Source organism: Pandoraea commovens, from assembly GCF_024704525.1.
Classification (GTDB): Bacteria; Pseudomonadota; Gammaproteobacteria; order Burkholderiales; family Burkholderiaceae; genus Pandoraea; species Pandoraea commovens.
In genome coordinates this window covers 4,372,037-4,387,744 of record NZ_CP102780.1, presented here as the reverse complement: position 1 = coordinate 4,387,744, position 15,708 = coordinate 4,372,037, and the positions used below count along the sequence as shown (strand labels likewise).

The following is a 15,708-nucleotide window of genomic DNA, read 5'->3' as shown; positions in this document are numbered from 1 at the left end:
ATCGTCTTCGATGAATGACATCGCGGCGTCGACGCCTTTTGCGTCGAATGGCTGCGTTGCCGTCTTAAAGTGCCCCGAATGTTTCTTCAAGTTTCGTCTTAAGGTTCTCTTAAGGGAGCCTCTCTACGATGACAGTCATGTTCAAACGTGGTCGTCGGTAAGGAGAGACTCATGCAGACTTCGAAGCTCACTCGTACGTTGGTTGCCGGTGCCGTGCTCGTCGCCCTGACGGGCGGCTATGTGGCCGGTCGTCAGCACTGGCAGACGCCTCTGACCTCGGAAATGGTCAGCGACGCGAGCGCTGCAAGTTCCCCGGCCGCGACGCCGGTCGCTGCGCAAAATACCCCGAACACCGCGCCCCGCATGCTGGTGCCGGACTTCTCGCAACTGGCGGAACAATACGGACCGGCCGTAGTCAACATTAGTGTGACGCACGATGGGAAACCTTCGGCGCAACGCGGCTCGGCTGCGAATCAGCTCCCGCCGGGCATGGATCCGAACGATCCGCTGTTCCAGTTCTTCCGCCACTTCTACGGCGCACCGGGTAACGACGGAGGCGACAGCGGTGGCGACGACAGCAGCAGCGGGCCGACGCGTAGCCTCGGCTCGGGCTTCATCGTGAGCCCGGACGGCTACATCCTCACCAACGCCCACGTCGTCGACGACGCGAGTCAGGTGACGGTGAAGCTCACCGACAAGCGCGAGTACAAAGCGAAGGTCGTGGGCAGCGACAAGGCGAGCGACGTTGCGTTGCTGAAGATTGCCGCCACGGATTTGCCGACGGTGAAGATCGGCGATCCGTCGAAGTCGAAGGCGGGTGAGTGGGTGGTCGCCATCGGTTCGCCGTACGGCTTCGACAACACTGTGACGGCGGGTATCGTTTCAGCGAAAGCGCGTGCGTTGCCCGACGAGAACTACACACCGTTCATCCAGACGGATGTGCCGGTCAACCCGGGCAACTCGGGCGGACCGCTGTTCAACCTGAACGGTGAGGTCATCGGCATTAACTCGATGATCTACTCGCGTACTGGCGGATTCCAGGGCTTGTCGTTTGCGATTCCGATCGACATGGCGATGAAGGTCAAGACGCAGCTTCAGCAGTACGGCAAGGTGAGTCGCGGTCGCATCGGTGTGGCGATTCAGGAAGTGAACCAGTCGCTGGCGAAGTCGTTCGGTCTGCCCAAGCCTACCGGGGCGTTGGTGTCGTCCATCGACAAGAGCGGCCCGGCGGCGAAGTCGGATCTGAAGCCGGGCGACGTGATTCTGGCCGTCAACGGCGCGACCATCGAAGATTCGGTGCAGTTGCCGGAGAAGATTGCAGATATGCGTCCGGGCCAGACGGCCACGCTCACCGTGTGGCGTAACGGCGCAAAGCAGGATGTGTCGGTGAAGATTGCCGCGCTCAACGACAAGAAGGACGTGGCGAGCACCGACGATTCGGCAACGCACGGTCGTCTGGGTCTGGCGGTTCGTGAACTGTCGCCGCAGGAGAAGAAGGCGGCGCAGGTGACGAACGGTCTGCTGGTCGCCCGCGCGGGTGGTCCGGCGGAGCAGGCCGGGGTGGAGGCGGGCGACATCATTCTGTCGCTCAACGGCACGCCGGTGACGAGCGCCGCGCAACTGAGCGAGAAGCTCAAGAAGGCAGGTAATAATGTCGCGTTGCTCGTGCAGCGCGACGGGCAACAGATTTTCATCCCGGTCGATCTCGGCTAAGCCATAGGGCAACAAGGGCAACACAGGCCCCGAGAACGACGCCAAGGGGTGCCACGCACTACCCGGATACCGACGGCTGCGCTGTCGGTACGAACCGCATCGCTTAAGTCATGCAAGGGGAGGTTGAACATGTGGCAACAACAATGGCAACGCTGGTCGGTGGCCGCCGCCACCGCCGCAGCACTGACGGGCAGTCTGGGCGGCATTTCCGTCGCCCACGCACAAGGCGGCACATTGCCGCCGACGATGCAGCAGGGCAACGTGACATACGTGTCCGGCGGCATCGACAGCGACGAATCGGGCACGTTCAAGCGTGAAGCGTCGCGCTGGCCGCTGTCCATCATGATGGCCGCACGCGGCAATGGCGCGAACGAATACATTGCCGACGCACAGGTGCAGATCATGCATGGCGGCACGACAGTGCTCGATACGCGCTCGAAAGGGCCTTACATGCTGGTGAAGTTGCCCGACGGCGACTACACCGTGAAGGTGACGTACGAGGGCAAGCCCATGACGAAGGATGTGAAGGTTTCCGCCAAGGGTCATGCCGTTGCATCGTTTCTGTGGCCGCACGAATGACGTGCCGATCAGTCGGGCGAATGTAGTGCCACGGATGTTTGACGCGTAAGTTGAAGTTACCCAGGCAGTACCAGGCAGTACCACTCTGCAACGAGTGAGCGAGTTGCGCCGCCATGTTCTTCATGGCGGCGCTTTTTTTTGCAGATTCGGAAAAGGTGGGGGGCGACGGGCGGAGCTCTCAGGCGGCGCTGCGGCACGCCGCTGCAGAGGGGGCGTCGTCGTCTGACGCGTCGGATGCATCGTCGGCACGCACGGCAAACGTCTGCGTGACGGCGATGCCGTTTTTGATCGCGGTCATCTCGGCAAGAATCGCCACGGCGATTTCGGCGGGCGTGCGCGCGCCGAGGTGCATGCCGACGGGGCCATGCAGCCGCTCGATTTCCGTCGTGCTCAGATCGAACAGCGAGAGCCGCTCGCGACGCCGTGCATTGTTCACACGCGACCCGATCGCACCGATGTAGAACGCTGGCGACTTGAGCGCTTCGAGCAGTGCCATGTCGTCGAGCTTCGGATCGTGCGTGAGCGTGAGCACGGCGCTGTGGGAATCGAGTTGCAGACGGACGATGAGATCGTCCGGCATCTCGCGCGAAAGTTCGGTGCCCTCGACCTGCCATTCGTCCGCATACTCGCTGCGCGGGTCGCAGACGATCACGTGATAGTCGAGCGCGCACGCCATGCTCGCCACATATTTCGAGAGCTGTCCCGCACCGATCACCACCAGACGATGGCGCGGCCCATGCGACGTGATCAGACGCTCGCCGTCGAATTCGACGGACGGCGTGTGATGTCCCGGCGCCATGCGGACTGCGCCGGTTTTCATGTCCAGTTCGCGCACGACCAGCCGGAATTTACCGATGCTGTCGAGCAGTTCGGGAATGCGCGACGTCTCACGCACGGGTTCGAGCACCAGTTGCAGCGTGCCGCCGCAGGGGAGCCCGAAGCGATGCGCTTCTTCTGCGGTCACGCCATAGCTGGTGATTTGGGGACGGTCCTGTGGCCAGTCGCCGTCGCGAATACGCGCGACGAGATCGTCTTCGACGCAGCCGCCGGACACGGAGCCGACGAGATGACCGTCTTCACGGATCGCAAGCATCGAGCCCACGGGACGCGGGGCGGAGCCCCAGGTGCGCACAACGGTGCCCAGCGTGACGAAAAAGCCTGCGCGGGTCCACTGTACGGCGGACTTCAGCACTTCCAGATCGACACTGTCCATAGCACTCTTCCTTCGCCAATACGCGAGCGGCCGACCGCTGGCCAGGGGACATTGGCTGCGATGGCTCCGATTTTGCGCCGCTCGATGTGATGCGGCGAAGTATATCGCGCCTTGGCTCGCGCTGTATTTCAGCCGATACTCCGGTCGGACGGGGTTCCGGCGGCGGCCGGCGTGCGGCGGGTCGGCATCGCCACCCCTCGGACGCAATGCCGCAGCCGTGATCTGACGAGCGGTAACTCGTGTCACAATAGTTTGATGTTCGAGACAACGCCGCAATGCCGCAATATCCGTACGTCGCCATGTTGCGATGCTGCCATGCCACCTGAAGGACCGACGTCCATCGGGCGCAGACGCTAAGGAGAGGGGCAATGGAACTACAGAACAGTCGGCAGTTACCCGTCGCGCGCGATGTCGCGTGGATTGCGCTGAACGACCCGGGCGTGTTGCAGGGATGCATTCCCGGATGCGAGTCGATCGAGCGCGTGGACGACACGACGTGGACCATCGCGATCGCGGCGACGCTTGGCCCCGTGGGCGGACGCTGGACCGGGCGCATCAAGCTGACCGATGTGATCGTGCCGACCTCGTACACACTGCGTTTCGACGGGATCGGTTCGTCGGCTGGCCACACACGCGGTCAGGCCACCGTCACGCTGCAACCGCAAGGACCGATGACCACATTATTGACTTACGACCTGAAAGCGCAGTTCGGCGGCGAGTACGCCAAGCTCGATACGCCACAGGTCGATGGCGCGGCCGCCGCGCTCGCCAACGAATTCTTCCGACGCCTGACGGCCGCTATCGCGCCGCACCACAAGCTGAACGATCCCATCGCCGCCGACGGCGAAGTGGCTGCCGCGCTGGCGACCGACGCCGCGATGCGTGACATGCCTGCGACTCGGGGCAAGCTCTCGCGCTGGTGGCCATGGGTCGTGGCGTTGCTGATCCTGATCTTTATCGTGATGTGGGGCAACCATGCCAGCTGAGCGCCGTCCGGGCAAATCCGCGCCGCCCGCTTCACTGTCACCGCAGGAAGACGCGCAGCGTGACTCGCTCGCGCGCGAGTTGCTGGCGACAGCCGAAGCGCTCGAAGCGGCTGGCAAGGAACCGGTGTCGCCGGGTGTGGCGGGGTACGACGTGCGCGTGCGCATACGTGACGGCGAAACGCCGGTGTTCGGCCCGGGGCGTCTCACGCTGCTGCGCGCCATCGATGCAACGGGGTCGATCTCGGCGGCGGCGCGTCGCATGAACATGTCGTACCGTCGCGCGTGGCTGCTCGTCGAAGCGATGAACCACGAGTTTCGCGAGCCGCTCGTCACACGTCACATCGGCGGTGTATCGGGCGGTGGCGCACAGTTGACACCATTCGCGCAGAACCTCGTCGCGCATTACGACACCCTCATCAAGGAAATTCGCTCGCTGCTCGACGCCCACGTACCAACCTTCGACGCGTATCTCAAAGACGGTCAGGCCGTCGATCCGGACGACGAGTGAACTGCCGCGCGCGGCAAGACCGCAACACCGTTTAGCGCCCGGTATTCCCACTCGCGCCGTTCATCACGAAAAAGTTAATTCTTCGTGAGGACTTCGTCACCGGCACGCGGCGACACTGACTCCATCGAATAACACTTCTGCGATGGAGACCGCGATGACCACGATGACGAAGTCCGTGCCCCCTGTGGCACAGCCTCCGGTGCGTCCCGCTACGGTTCAGCCGTGGTGGCTGCGCGTGACGCACTGGCTCAACGTGCTGGCCGTCGTCGTGATGGTCATGAGCGGCTGGCGCATCTACAACGCGTCGCCGATTTTCCCCTTCCGTTTCCCGAACGAGATCACGCTCGGCGGCTGGCTCGGCGGCGCATTGCAGTGGCACTTCGCCGCCATGTGGTTGCTGGTCGCCAACGGTCTGATTTATCTGACGACGAACGCTGCAAGCGGCCGCTTCTCGCGTCGCTTCTTCCCGCTGACGCCGCGTGGTGTGCTGCGCGATCTCTTCGCGGCACTGCGCGGTCGTCTGACGCACGAGGATCCCCGTCACTACAACCAGGTGCAACGCGCCGCTTATTTGTTCGCGGTGCTGGATCTGGTGTTGCTCGTCGCATCGGGACTTGCCGTCTGGAAGCCCGTGCAACTCGGTTGGCTGTGCACGCTGTTCGGCGGCTTTCAGGGCGCGCGTCTCGTTCACTTCATTGCGATGGCTGGCCTCGTGGGCTTCGTCGTCGTCCACGTGGCGATGGTGGCGTTGGTGCCCCGCACGCTGCGCACCATGATTACCGGACGCTGAACGGGGCTGTCCCCATTCAGCGCACGCCGACACCAAGGAAGCCTCGCCATGACGCCCGAACGCAAGTCCTCGATCCTGACGTCCGACGCCCCGGTCGTGCGCGACGGCGAGGCGATTCTTCACGAAGCCCGTGCGCTGATGACACGTCGCGTGTCCGAGCCGTCGCGCCGCGCGTTTCTCACACGGACGTTGTCGCTCGGCGGCGTGGCGTTGCTGTCCGGCTGTTCGCTCGACGACAACGCCAGTGTGGAGTCGGCGCTGACCAGGATCTCACGCTGGAACGATCGCGTGCAGGCCGCGCTGTTCCGAAAGAGCGTGCTGGCCCCGACGTTCCCGGCCTCGGCCATCACGCGTCCGTTTCCGTTCAACGCGTTCTACTCGATGGACGAAGCGCCCGTGGTGGACGAAGCCGAGTACCGGCTGGAGTTGTCCGGCCTGATCGCCGACAAAGCGCCGTGGCGGCTCGACGCCCTGCGTGACTTCGCTGCCCCGCGCGCTGCCGAACAGATTACGCGTCACGTGTGCGTGGAAGGGTGGAGCGCCATCGGACGCTGGGGCGGCGTGACGTTCGCAGACTTCCTGCGTCGCATCGGCGCGGACACCTCGGCGAAGTACGTCGGCTTCAAGTGTGCAGACGATTACTACACGAGCATCGACATGCCGACGGCGCTGCATCCGCAGACGCTGCTGGCGCTCACCTACGACGGCCAGACGCTGCCCCGGGAGTACGGCTTCCCCATGAAGCTACGCATCCCGACCAAGCTCGGCTACAAGAATCCCAAGCATATCCGCGCGATCTACGTGACGAACACGTACTCGGGCGGGTATTGGGAGGACCAGGGATACAACTGGTTCGGCGGCAGTTGATGCGATGGCCGGGGGCTCGATTCGCTTCCCGGCTGCGTACCGCTGCACGACTTACGGGACGGACAGGAAACGTCTCACTGGAAATTTCTCATTCTTGGAGCAAACGCAATGAAGACACGATATCTGGCAGTGATGGCAATGGGTCTGGCACTTGGCACGGGTGCCGCATTTGCACAGGACGCCATGGGCAAGGGCGATGCGATGGGCAAAGGCGATGCCATGGCCAAGCACGACGCCATGAGCAAGGGCGATGCCATGAAGAAGGGCGACGCGATGGGCAAGCACGACGCGATGAAGAAGGGCGACGCCATGGGCAAGAGCGACGCGATGGGCAAGGGCGACGCCATGAAGAAGGGCGATGCGATGGGCAAGGGCGACGCGATGAGCAAGTAATCGCTTCCCATAGCGAAAATAGTGACAAGGCGTCGCAGCGGGTTCCGTTGCGACGCCTTGTCCTTTATCGAAAGGCGCAAACGCGCCGCCAGCGCCACGTTAGCGTGTCAGCGCCACCGATTTGATGAGCAGGTACACCTCACGTCCCGGCGCGAGTTGCAGTTGATCCGCAGAGAAGCGTGTGATGCGCGCGCGAAGCACGGTATTTGCGGCGTCGCCGGAGAGTGTGGCGCCGACCTCGACCGAGTCGCCAAGGTCGCGAAGCGTTGAGACGCGTGCGCGAAGCACGTTAAGTACGCTTGTGTCGACAGGGACGGACGTCGCGACGGCCACATCGCGTTCGCGTACGAGAATGCGGCAGCCGTCTCCCGCTTCGCCACCCGCGCGGGGTACACGCAACCGGATCGTGTCGCTGCCGTTCACGGCGAGCTCCGTCAGACCGTATTGCGCGTCGTGCGCGACGATGCGCGTCTCCAGCACAATGCCCGGTGATTCGGCGATGCCGTCGAGAGCGTCGCGATGCAGATTGAGGACATCGGCCGGTGCGCCCTGCGAGATCGTGCGTCCTTCCTTGAACAGCACCACCTGATCGGCCAGTCGCATGACTTCGTCGAGCGAGTGCGTGACGTACAGCACGGGTAGCTTCAGTTCGTGACGAATGCGGTTCAGGTAGTCGAGGACCTCCAGACGCCTTGCATGGTCGAGCGAGGCCAGCGGCTCGTCCATGAGGAGCATGCGCGGGCACGACAGCAGCGCCCGGCCGATGCCCACACGCTGCTTTTCGCCGCCCGAGAGCGCGCCCGGACGACGGTCGAGCAAGTGACCGAGGTTCAGCACATCAACGACATGTTCGAGGGCGATTGCACCGCTACCTGCCGCAGCGACATCGCGACGTCGCAACCAGCGTCCGAAGAGCAGGTTCTGGCGTACGGTGAAGTGCGGCATCAAGCGTGCATCCTGGAACACGTAGCCGATGCGACGACGCCAGGTCGGCAGTGCGATACCGGCGGCGCTGTCGAAGAGCACGTCAGCGCCCACGACGATGCGTCCGGCGTCGGGTTTGAGCAGACCGGAGACGGCGTTGACCACCGTGCTCTTGCCACTGCCGGACGGGCCGAACAGGGCTGTTACGCCCATGCCTGCGGCGAACTCGGCGTCGAGTACGAAGCTGCCGAAGCGGTGTTGGAGACGAACTTCAACCGTCATGACCCATCGCCTTGCGGTTGCCGAAGCGAATCAGCACTTCGGAGAAGATGAGCGTGGCGACGGCCAGTACGACCGAAATCGCGCACATGCGCCAGACCATCGCGTCGCCATCGGGGACTTGCGTGGCCGTGTATATCGCCAGCGGCAGCGTCTGCGTCTGTCCGGGAATGTTCGAGACGAAGGTGATCGTCGCGCCGAACTCACCCAGGGCACGCGCAAAGGCCAGCACGAAGCCGTGCAGCACGCCAGTCGCGGTGAGCGGCAGCGTCACGGTGAGAAAGGTGAGCCAGGGGCCCGCACCGAGCGTCTGAGCGGCCTGCTCAAGCTTCGTGTCGGACGATTCCAGCGCTTGCCGGATCGCGCGCACGAGCAGCGGAAAGCCCATCACACCCGCCGCGAGTGCTGCGCCCGTCCAGCGAAAAGCGAAGGTGAAGTTGAACCACTCGCGCAGCAGCTTGCCGATGGCGCCTTGCGCACCGAACAGGACGAGCAGCGCGAAGCCCACGACCACCGGCGGCAGTACGAGCGGTAAATGCAGGATGGCATCGAGCAGCGCCTTGCCGGGGAAGTGCCGACGGGCGAGCAGCCAGGCGGCCGCGTAGGCGAAGGGCAGGCTGCAAAGCGTGCCCCACAAACCTACGCGCAGGCTAAGTTCGACGATGCCCCATTCTTCCGGGGTGAGGCCCATGTCGAATTACGGACGGCTGAAACCGAAACGCTGGAACGTGGCCTGAGCCGTCGGCGTTTGCAGGAATTTGAAGAACGGATCGGCGTCGGCGCGGTTGGCCTGCTTCGTCACGGCCACCGGGTAGACGATCGGTGCATGGCTGTCGGCCGGGAACGTCCCGGCGATGCGCACGCGCTTCTCGGCGTTGGCGTCCGTCTTGTAGACGATGCCGTACGGCGCTTCGCCACGGGCGACCAGCAGCAGCGCGTTGCGCACGTTGTCGGCGGCGGCCACCTTGCCCTGCACCTTCGACCAGATGCCGAGTTTCTCGAGCGCAGCCTTGCCATAGAGGCCAGCCGGTACGTGAGCGGGGTCCCCCATTGCAAGCTTGCCGTTGCCCAGCTTCGCGTCGAGATCCGTGCCCGACTTGAGGTCGACGTCACCCGAGGTCGTGGCGGGCGCGATCAGCACCAGTTCGTTGCCGAGCAGGTTGGTGCGGGTCTTCGTGTCGATCAGGTCGTGCTTTTGCGCGTAGTCCATCCAGTCCTGGTCGGCCGAGATGAAGACGTCGGCGGGCGCGCCTTTCTCGATCTGACGGGCGAGCGTCGAGCTTGCACCGTACACGAGCACCGGCTTCTTGCCCGTTTCCTTGGTGTAGGCGGCCGACAGGTCGTCGAGGGCATCCTTCATGCTGGCGGCAGCGAACACTTGCTGGGCTGCGGCGTGGCCAGCAAACAACAGGCTGGCGCCGACGGCGGCAACGCCGAGGGCGCGGCGCAGCATCGTGCCGGGGGTATTCGAGGCTTGGGACGTGTGGCTAACAGTGACAGTGGTTGCGACAGCTTTCACGAAAGTGGTCTCCAGCGTGTGGTGGCAAGGCGGACTCGGCGGGCGCGGAATTCGCCGCGCAGCCTTGAGTCGGCTCATGGATACGGTCGGGCAGCGAGGCCGGACCTTCGGCTGCGCGGGGTGCGCAACGCGTTGTGTAGGATTATATATAACGGTGCGGCGCTGTACAGCGATATGCCTCATCACGGCATTCGAATGGCGCAGGGCGCGGCAATGCCGCGTCGCGAAACGGAGAATTCGGGACAATGTGCACGTTCGCCGGACATGGCGAAAGCGAGGATCGGGCGCGACGTCTGCTAATTAATATATGTAGTAAATCGCGAAGGGCCGCGAGCGGGCCCCTTAGTCACATCTCAGACGGCTGCCGTCTGCCCGCCCGGGCGCAACATCGCCGGACTGGTGCGCAGCATGTCGAAGAAGCCGTCGACGACGGCGTCGCACTCGGCACCAAGATCGTAGTCCGGCAGGAAGAGCCAGTCCGACATCATGCCGACGACCAGTGCGTGCAGCATGATCGCCGCCCGCCGTGTGTCGAGCGCCGCAGGCAACTGACCGCGCTCGATGGCGCGTTCCATGTCACGCGTAATGCGCTGCTTGCCGTCCGCGCAGGCTTCGCGCTGACGCTCCAGCACCGAGAGCATCTCGTTCGTGTATTCACACTTGTGGAACAGAATGTCCAGCACGCGGCGGCGGCGCTCGTTGCGGGCGGTTTCCTTGAGCACCAGCTTACAAATCTCGTGCATGCGCTGCATCGGGTCGCCGTCTTCCGGCTCGGTACATTCCTCGTCGATCATGCGCTCCATCGGCAGACGGATGCGATCCGTCATGGCGTTGAAGAGGTCGATCTTGTTCTTGAAGTGCCAGTAAATGGCGCCGCGCGTGAGGCCGGCGGCTTCGGCGATGTCGGCCAGCGACGTGCGCGACACGCCTTTCTGCGCGAACACCGTCTCGGCGGTGTCTAGCAACAGATTGCGGGTCTCGATCGCTTCTTCTTTCGTTCTGCGGGCCATCGTCGTGTCACAGGGGCAGCGGAAATTTGTGAAATGTCATGTAAACCGCGCCGCACTATGGTGCGACGCAATGTGATTTACATACATTCATGAATGTATCTATAATAGCAGCCGCTTGCTCTATTGCACAGGGACCATTTAAGCTGCCTCCTCTAAGGGATAACTCCCTGACCGGAGAGAGCGAATTGATGAAGCCGCGCCGCCTGATTGGGGGTTAGGTGCGTGCGTCAAGGTCGCCTGATGTCCCGGAGCCTGTTCGACGATCTCACACGAGTGCCAGCGTGCGCGGCCTGTGCCGCGCCCGGGGACGTCTTGTTGGCCCGCCCGTCCCATCCGGCGGGCCTGTCTCCGATGGCCCGCTCAACCGGGCCTTTTGGTATTTGCCGCCCGCCTTTGTGCGACGGGATTGCGGACCGGCCTTCGCCGTCGCAATCGTCGCAACGTTATTCGTCATTTTGTTTGACCGCATTCCATTTATCGGGGGCGTATATGCACGTCAAGAGAAGTTCACTGGGGATGGTCACTGCCGTCGCACTCGCGGTATTGACCCTGGCCGCGTGCGGCAAGAAGCCGCAGCAGCCGCAGGCCATGGTGCCGGAAGTCGGCGTCGTGACACTGCAACCCCAGAGCGTCACGCTGACGACCGACCTGCCAGGCCGTACCGCGCCCTACCGCGTCGCCGACGTGCGTGCGCGCGTCGACGGGATCGTGCTCAAGCGCGATTTCACCGAAGGCGGTGACGTCAAGGCTGGCCAGCGTCTGTACAAGATCGATCCGGCAACGTATCAGGCCGCTTACGAGAATGCCAAGGCAACGCTCGCAAAGGCTGTGGCGAATCAGGCGTCGACCAAGCTGTTGGCCGATCGCTACAAGCAACTGGTCGCCGTCGAAGCCGTGTCGAAGCAGGACTACGACAATGCGGTCGCCGCTGCACTGCAAGCCGACGCCGATGTGCAAGCCGGTAAGGCTGCCGTCGATACGGCGAAGATCAACCTCGGCTACACCGACGTGCCGGCTCCGATCTCGGGCCGCACCGGTCTGTCGCAAGTGACCGAAGGCGCTTACGTGCAGTCCGGCGCCGCTACGCTCATGACGACCGTGCAGCAGATCGATCCGATGTACGTGGACGTGACGCAATCGGCCGCCGACGGCCTGCGTCTGCGTCGCGCGCTGGCCGACGGCAAGCTGCAAAGCGCCGGCAAGAACGCTGCCAAGGTCGAACTGACGCTGGAAGACGGCACGAAGTACCCGCTCGAAGGCAAGCTCCAGTTCTCGGACATCACCGTCGACCAGACGACCGGCTCGGTGACCGTGCGTGCCATCTTCCCGAACCCGAACCGCGAGTTGCTGCCCGGCATGTTCGTACACGCCAAGCTCCAGGAAGGCGTGAAGGACGGCGGTCTGCTGGTGCCGCAACAAGGCGTGACGCGCGACCAGAAGGGTCAGCCGACGGCACTCATCGTGAACAAGGAAGGCAAGATCGAACTGCGTCAGCTCGTGACCGACCGTGCGATCGGCGACAAGTGGCTGGTGAGCTCGGGTCTTGCCGCAGGCGATCAGGTGATCGTGTCGGGTCTTCAGAAGGCGCGCCCCGGTTCGCCTGCGAAGGCCGTGCCGGCACAGTTGCCGGGTGCTCAGGCGCAACAGCCGGCAGGTGCGAGCGCACCGGCCGCTGCCAGCGCTTCGGGTGCCTCGCAGGCCGACGCCGCCTCGAGCGCCAAAGCCCAATAACGCGGAGCCTTATTCATGGCAAAGTTTTTTATCGATCGCCCGATTTTTGCTTGGGTGATCGCCATTGTCATCATGCTGGCCGGTGCGCTTTCGATTCTGAAGCTGCCGGTCTCGCAGTACCCGCCGATCGCACCGCCGTCCGTGCAGATCACCGCGACCTATCCGGGCGCTTCGGCGCAGACCGTGCAGGATACGGTCACGCAGGTGATCGAGCAGCAGATGAACGGTATCGATCACCTTGAGTACATGTCGTCGACGTCCGACGGCTCGGGTACCGCCCAGATCACGCTGACGTTCGCTCAGGGCACGAACCCGGACATCGCCCAGGTGCAGGTGCAGAACAAACTGCAACTCGCCACGCCGCTGCTGCCGCAGCAGGTGCAACAGCAGGGTATCAAGGTGGCGAAAGCGACCAAGAACTTCCTGCTGGTGATCGGCGCGTATTCCGATGACGGCAATATGACCGACATCGACCTGGCGAACTACATTGCAGCCAACGTGCAGGATCCGATCAGCCGTGTGAACGGTGTGGGTCAGGTCCAGCTGTTCGGTTCGCAGTACGCCATGCGCGTGTGGGTCGATCCGCAGAAGCTCAACGGCTACAACCTGACGGTCATCGACGTCTCGAACGCCATTCAATCGCAGAACGTGCAGATCTCGGCCGGTGAGCTGGGTGGCGCGCCTGCGGTGAAGGGCCAGCAGCTCAATGCGACCGTGACGGCGCAAAGCCGTCTGCAAACGCCGGAGCAGTTCCGCAAGATTCTGCTCAAGGTCAATAAGGACGGCTCGCAAGTGCGTCTGGGTGACGTGGCGCGCATCGAGCTGGGCGGCGAGTCGTATCAGGTCGTGGCACGTTACAACGGCAAGCCGGCCGCCGGTCTGGCGATTACGCTGGCCACCGGTGCGAACGCGCTGCAGACGGCCACCGCCGTCAAGCAGGCGGTCACCGAACTCGAACCGTACTTCCCGCAGGGCATGAAGGTCGACTATCCGTACGACACCACGCCGTTCGTGAAGATCTCGATCGAGGAAGTGATCAAGACCCTCATCGAAGGTATCGTGCTCGTGTTCCTCGTGATGTATCTGTTCCTGCAGAACCTGCGGGCAACGATCATCCCGACGATCGCGGTGCCGGTGGTGCTGCTCGGTACGTTCGGCATCATGGGTGCGGCGGGCTTCTCCATCAACACGCTATCGATGTTCGGCCTTGTGCTCGCCATCGGTCTGCTCGTCGACGATGCCATTGTGGTGGTCGAAAACGTCGAGCGGGTGATGGCGGAAGAAGGGCTGAGTCCAAAAGAAGCGACGAAGAAAGCGATGGATCAGATCGTCGGTGCGCTGGTGGGTGTGGCGCTCGTGCTCTCGGCCGTGTTCGTGCCGATGGCATTCTTCGGCGGCTCGACCGGTGCTATCTATCGTCAGTTCTCGCTGACCATCGTGGCGGCCATGGCGTTGTCGGTGCTTGTGGCTATCGTGCTCACGCCGGCCATGTGCGCAACGATCCTCAAGCCGATCAAGAAGGGTGAGGTTCACGAGAAGCGCGGCTTCTTCGGCTGGTTCAACCGCAAGTTCGACAGCGGTTCGAAGGCCTATCAGGGTCAGGTGGAGCGCTTGCTCAAGCGCACCACGCCGCTCTTGATCGTCTACGTGGTGATCGTGGCGGTCGTCGGCTTCCTGTTCGTGCGTATGCCGACGGCGTTCTTGCCGGACGAAGACCAGGGTTACTTCTTCAACCTTGTGCAATTGCCGCCGGGTGCGACGCAGGAGCGTACGCTCGACGTCATGAAGCAGGTCGAGAAGCATTACCTCGAGAAGGAAAAGGACTCGGTTCGTTCGATCTTCACGGTGACGGGCTTCGGCTTTAACGGCCGTGGTCAGAACGTGGGTCTGGCGTTCACGATGATGAAGCCGTGGGAGGACCGTCAGGCATCCGACCTCAAGGTGCAGGCCGTGATTGCGCGTTCCTACCAGGCGTTCGCCAGCGTGAAGGACGCCATGATCTTCGCGATCAACCCGCCGTCGGTGCCGGAACTCGGTAACGCGGGCGGTATCGACTTCGAGTTGCAGGATCGTGCAGGTCTGGGTCACGACGCCCTGATGGCCGCCCGTAATCAGTTGCTGGGCATGGCGGCGAAGAACCCGAATCTGGCGAACATGCGCCCGAACGGTCTGGACGACACGCCGCAGTACAAGGTCGACGTCGACGAAGAAAAGGCCGCTGCACTGGGTCTGTCGATTGCCGACGTGTACCAGACGTTGTCGGCATCGTGGGGCTCGTCGTACGTGAACGACTTCATCGACCGCGGTCGTGTGAAGAAGGTGTACGTGATGGCGGAACCGAAGGACCGGATGCTGCCGCAGGACATCAACAAGCTCTTCGTGCGTAACAGCAGCGGGACGATGGTGCCGTTCTCGGCCTTCGCCACGGGCAAGTGGACGTACGGTTCGCCACGTCTGGAACGCTACAACGGTGTGCCTGCCGTGGAAATTCAGGGTATGCCGGCACCGGGCAAGTCGTCGGGCGACGCGATGAAGGCGGTGGAAGAAATCGCGAAGCAACTCCCGCCGGGTATCGGTCTGGAGTGGACGGGGCTGTCGTTCGAAGAGCGTATTTCGGGCTCGCAGGCACCGGCGCTGTATGCGATCTCCATCCTGATCGTGTTCTTGTGCCTGGCTGCCTTGTACGAAAGCTGGTCGATCCCGTTCTCGGTGATTCTGGTGGTGCCGCTGGGCGTGTTGGGTGCACTGCTGGCCGCCACGTTGCGCGGGTTGTCCAACGACGTGTACTTCCAGGTGGGTCTGCTCACTACCGTGGGTCTGTCGGCGAAGAACGCAATTCTGATCGTGGAATTCGCCAAGGATCTGCAAGAGCAGGGCCGCACGCTGATGGAAGCGACGATGGAAGCCGTGCGACTGCGTCTGCGACCGATTCTGATGACGTCGATGGCGTTCATTCTCGGTGTGCTGCCGCTGGCGATCTCCAACGGGGCCGGTTCGGCTTCGCAGCACGCCATCGGTACGGGCGTGATCGGCGGTATGCTCGCCGCGACGTTCCTCGCGATCTACTACGTGCCGGTCTTCTTCGTGTTGGTGCGTAAGCGCTTCGCCCATGAGGATCTGGACACGGTGGAACATCCGGAAGCGCGTCATGAGAACCCGGACGCAACCAACGGTCCCGCCAAGGAAGGAAACTGAC

14 protein-coding genes are annotated in these 15,708 nt (G+C 63.2%); 9 read left to right on the top strand and 5 right to left on the bottom strand.

Annotated elements, in window-relative coordinates; genetic code table 11:
* The first annotated feature begins 171 nt into the window (after positions 1 to 171).
* Positions 172 to 1,713, top strand: coding sequence for a DegQ family serine endoprotease (locus tag NTU39_RS19740; protein WP_150665949.1), 1,542 nt, complete (start codon positions 172 to 174; stop codon positions 1,711 to 1,713).
* A 129-nt stretch (positions 1,714 to 1,842) separates the two neighbouring features.
* The gene (locus NTU39_RS19735) at positions 1,843 to 2,292 is read left to right on the top strand and encodes a carboxypeptidase-like regulatory domain-containing protein (RefSeq protein WP_150662261.1); all 450 of its coding nucleotides are present in this window, start codon (positions 1,843 to 1,845) and stop codon (positions 2,290 to 2,292) included.
* Positions 2,293 to 2,470: 178 nt separating this feature from the next.
* Here the strand turns inward: NTU39_RS19735 and NTU39_RS19730 are convergent, their stop codons facing one another.
* A complete protein-coding gene (locus tag NTU39_RS19730) occupies positions 2,471 to 3,505 on the bottom strand; it encodes an XdhC family protein (protein ID WP_150665950.1) in 1,035 nt (344 codons plus the stop codon).
* A gap of 368 nt (positions 3,506 to 3,873) precedes the next feature.
* Between NTU39_RS19730 and NTU39_RS19725 the strand changes: the two genes are divergently transcribed.
* The 5 genes from NTU39_RS19725 to NTU39_RS19705 all read left to right on the top strand — a co-directional run bounded on the left by NTU39_RS19725 (position 3,874) and on the right by NTU39_RS19705 (position 7,049).
* Entirely contained in the window at positions 3,874 to 4,491 is a 618-nt protein-coding gene (locus NTU39_RS19725; protein WP_257958360.1) for an SRPBCC family protein, read from the top strand.
* Positions 4,481 to 4,999, top strand: coding sequence for a winged helix-turn-helix domain-containing protein (locus NTU39_RS19720; protein WP_308340598.1), 519 nt, complete (start codon positions 4,481 to 4,483; stop codon positions 4,997 to 4,999). The genes NTU39_RS19725 and NTU39_RS19720 overlap by 11 nt, the downstream gene beginning before the upstream one ends.
* Before the next feature lie 163 nt (positions 5,000 to 5,162).
* The gene (locus tag NTU39_RS19715; protein WP_150666120.1) at positions 5,163 to 5,789 is read left to right on the top strand and encodes a cytochrome b/b6 domain-containing protein; all 627 of its coding nucleotides are present in this window, start codon (positions 5,163 to 5,165) and stop codon (positions 5,787 to 5,789) included.
* 48 nt (positions 5,790 to 5,837) lie between these two features.
* Positions 5,838 to 6,656: a molybdopterin-dependent oxidoreductase gene (locus tag NTU39_RS19710; RefSeq protein WP_257958359.1), complete on the top strand. Its 819-nt coding sequence runs from the start codon at positions 5,838 to 5,840 to the stop codon at positions 6,654 to 6,656.
* A 108-nt stretch (positions 6,657 to 6,764) separates the two neighbouring features.
* Positions 6,765 to 7,049: a pentapeptide MXKDX repeat protein gene (locus NTU39_RS19705; RefSeq protein ID WP_257958358.1), complete on the top strand. Its 285-nt coding sequence runs from the start codon at positions 6,765 to 6,767 to the stop codon at positions 7,047 to 7,049.
* A 99-nt stretch (positions 7,050 to 7,148) separates the two neighbouring features.
* Here the strand turns inward: NTU39_RS19705 and modC are convergent, their stop codons facing one another.
* From modC to NTU39_RS19685, 4 genes are all read right to left on the bottom strand, one after another.
* Positions 7,149 to 8,255, bottom strand: coding sequence for a molybdenum ABC transporter ATP-binding protein (gene modC, locus NTU39_RS19700; RefSeq protein WP_257958357.1), 1,107 nt, complete (start codon positions 8,253 to 8,255; stop codon positions 7,149 to 7,151).
* Positions 8,245 to 8,943 carry a molybdate ABC transporter permease subunit gene (modB, locus tag NTU39_RS19695; RefSeq protein WP_039396645.1) on the bottom strand — a complete coding sequence of 233 codons (699 nt, stop codon included), beginning with the start codon at positions 8,941 to 8,943 and terminating at the stop codon, positions 8,245 to 8,247. The genes modC and modB overlap by 11 nt, the downstream gene beginning before the upstream one ends.
* 6 nt (positions 8,944 to 8,949) lie before the next feature.
* Positions 8,950 to 9,771, bottom strand: a complete 822-nt coding sequence (gene modA / locus NTU39_RS19690; RefSeq protein WP_246184706.1) for a molybdate ABC transporter substrate-binding protein — start codon at positions 9,769 to 9,771, stop codon at positions 8,950 to 8,952.
* Between the two features lie 353 nt (positions 9,772 to 10,124).
* Positions 10,125 to 10,781 (bottom strand): TetR family transcriptional regulator, encoded by a 657-nt coding sequence (locus tag NTU39_RS19685; RefSeq protein ID WP_150665955.1) that lies wholly within the window; start codon positions 10,779 to 10,781, stop codon positions 10,125 to 10,127.
* A 489-nt stretch (positions 10,782 to 11,270) separates the two neighbouring features.
* Here NTU39_RS19685 and NTU39_RS19680 point away from each other — a divergent pair, with 489 nt between their 5' ends.
* Both NTU39_RS19680 and NTU39_RS19675 read left to right on the top strand, forming a co-directional pair.
* Positions 11,271 to 12,512 carry an efflux RND transporter periplasmic adaptor subunit gene (locus tag NTU39_RS19680; RefSeq protein WP_150665956.1) on the top strand — a complete coding sequence of 414 codons (1,242 nt, stop codon included), beginning with the start codon at positions 11,271 to 11,273 and terminating at the stop codon, positions 12,510 to 12,512.
* A gap of 15 nt (positions 12,513 to 12,527) precedes the next feature.
* Positions 12,528 to 15,707, top strand: a complete 3,180-nt coding sequence (locus NTU39_RS19675) for an efflux RND transporter permease subunit (protein WP_150665957.1) — start codon at positions 12,528 to 12,530, stop codon at positions 15,705 to 15,707.
* The last annotated feature ends 1 nt before the right edge of the window (position 15,708 follow it).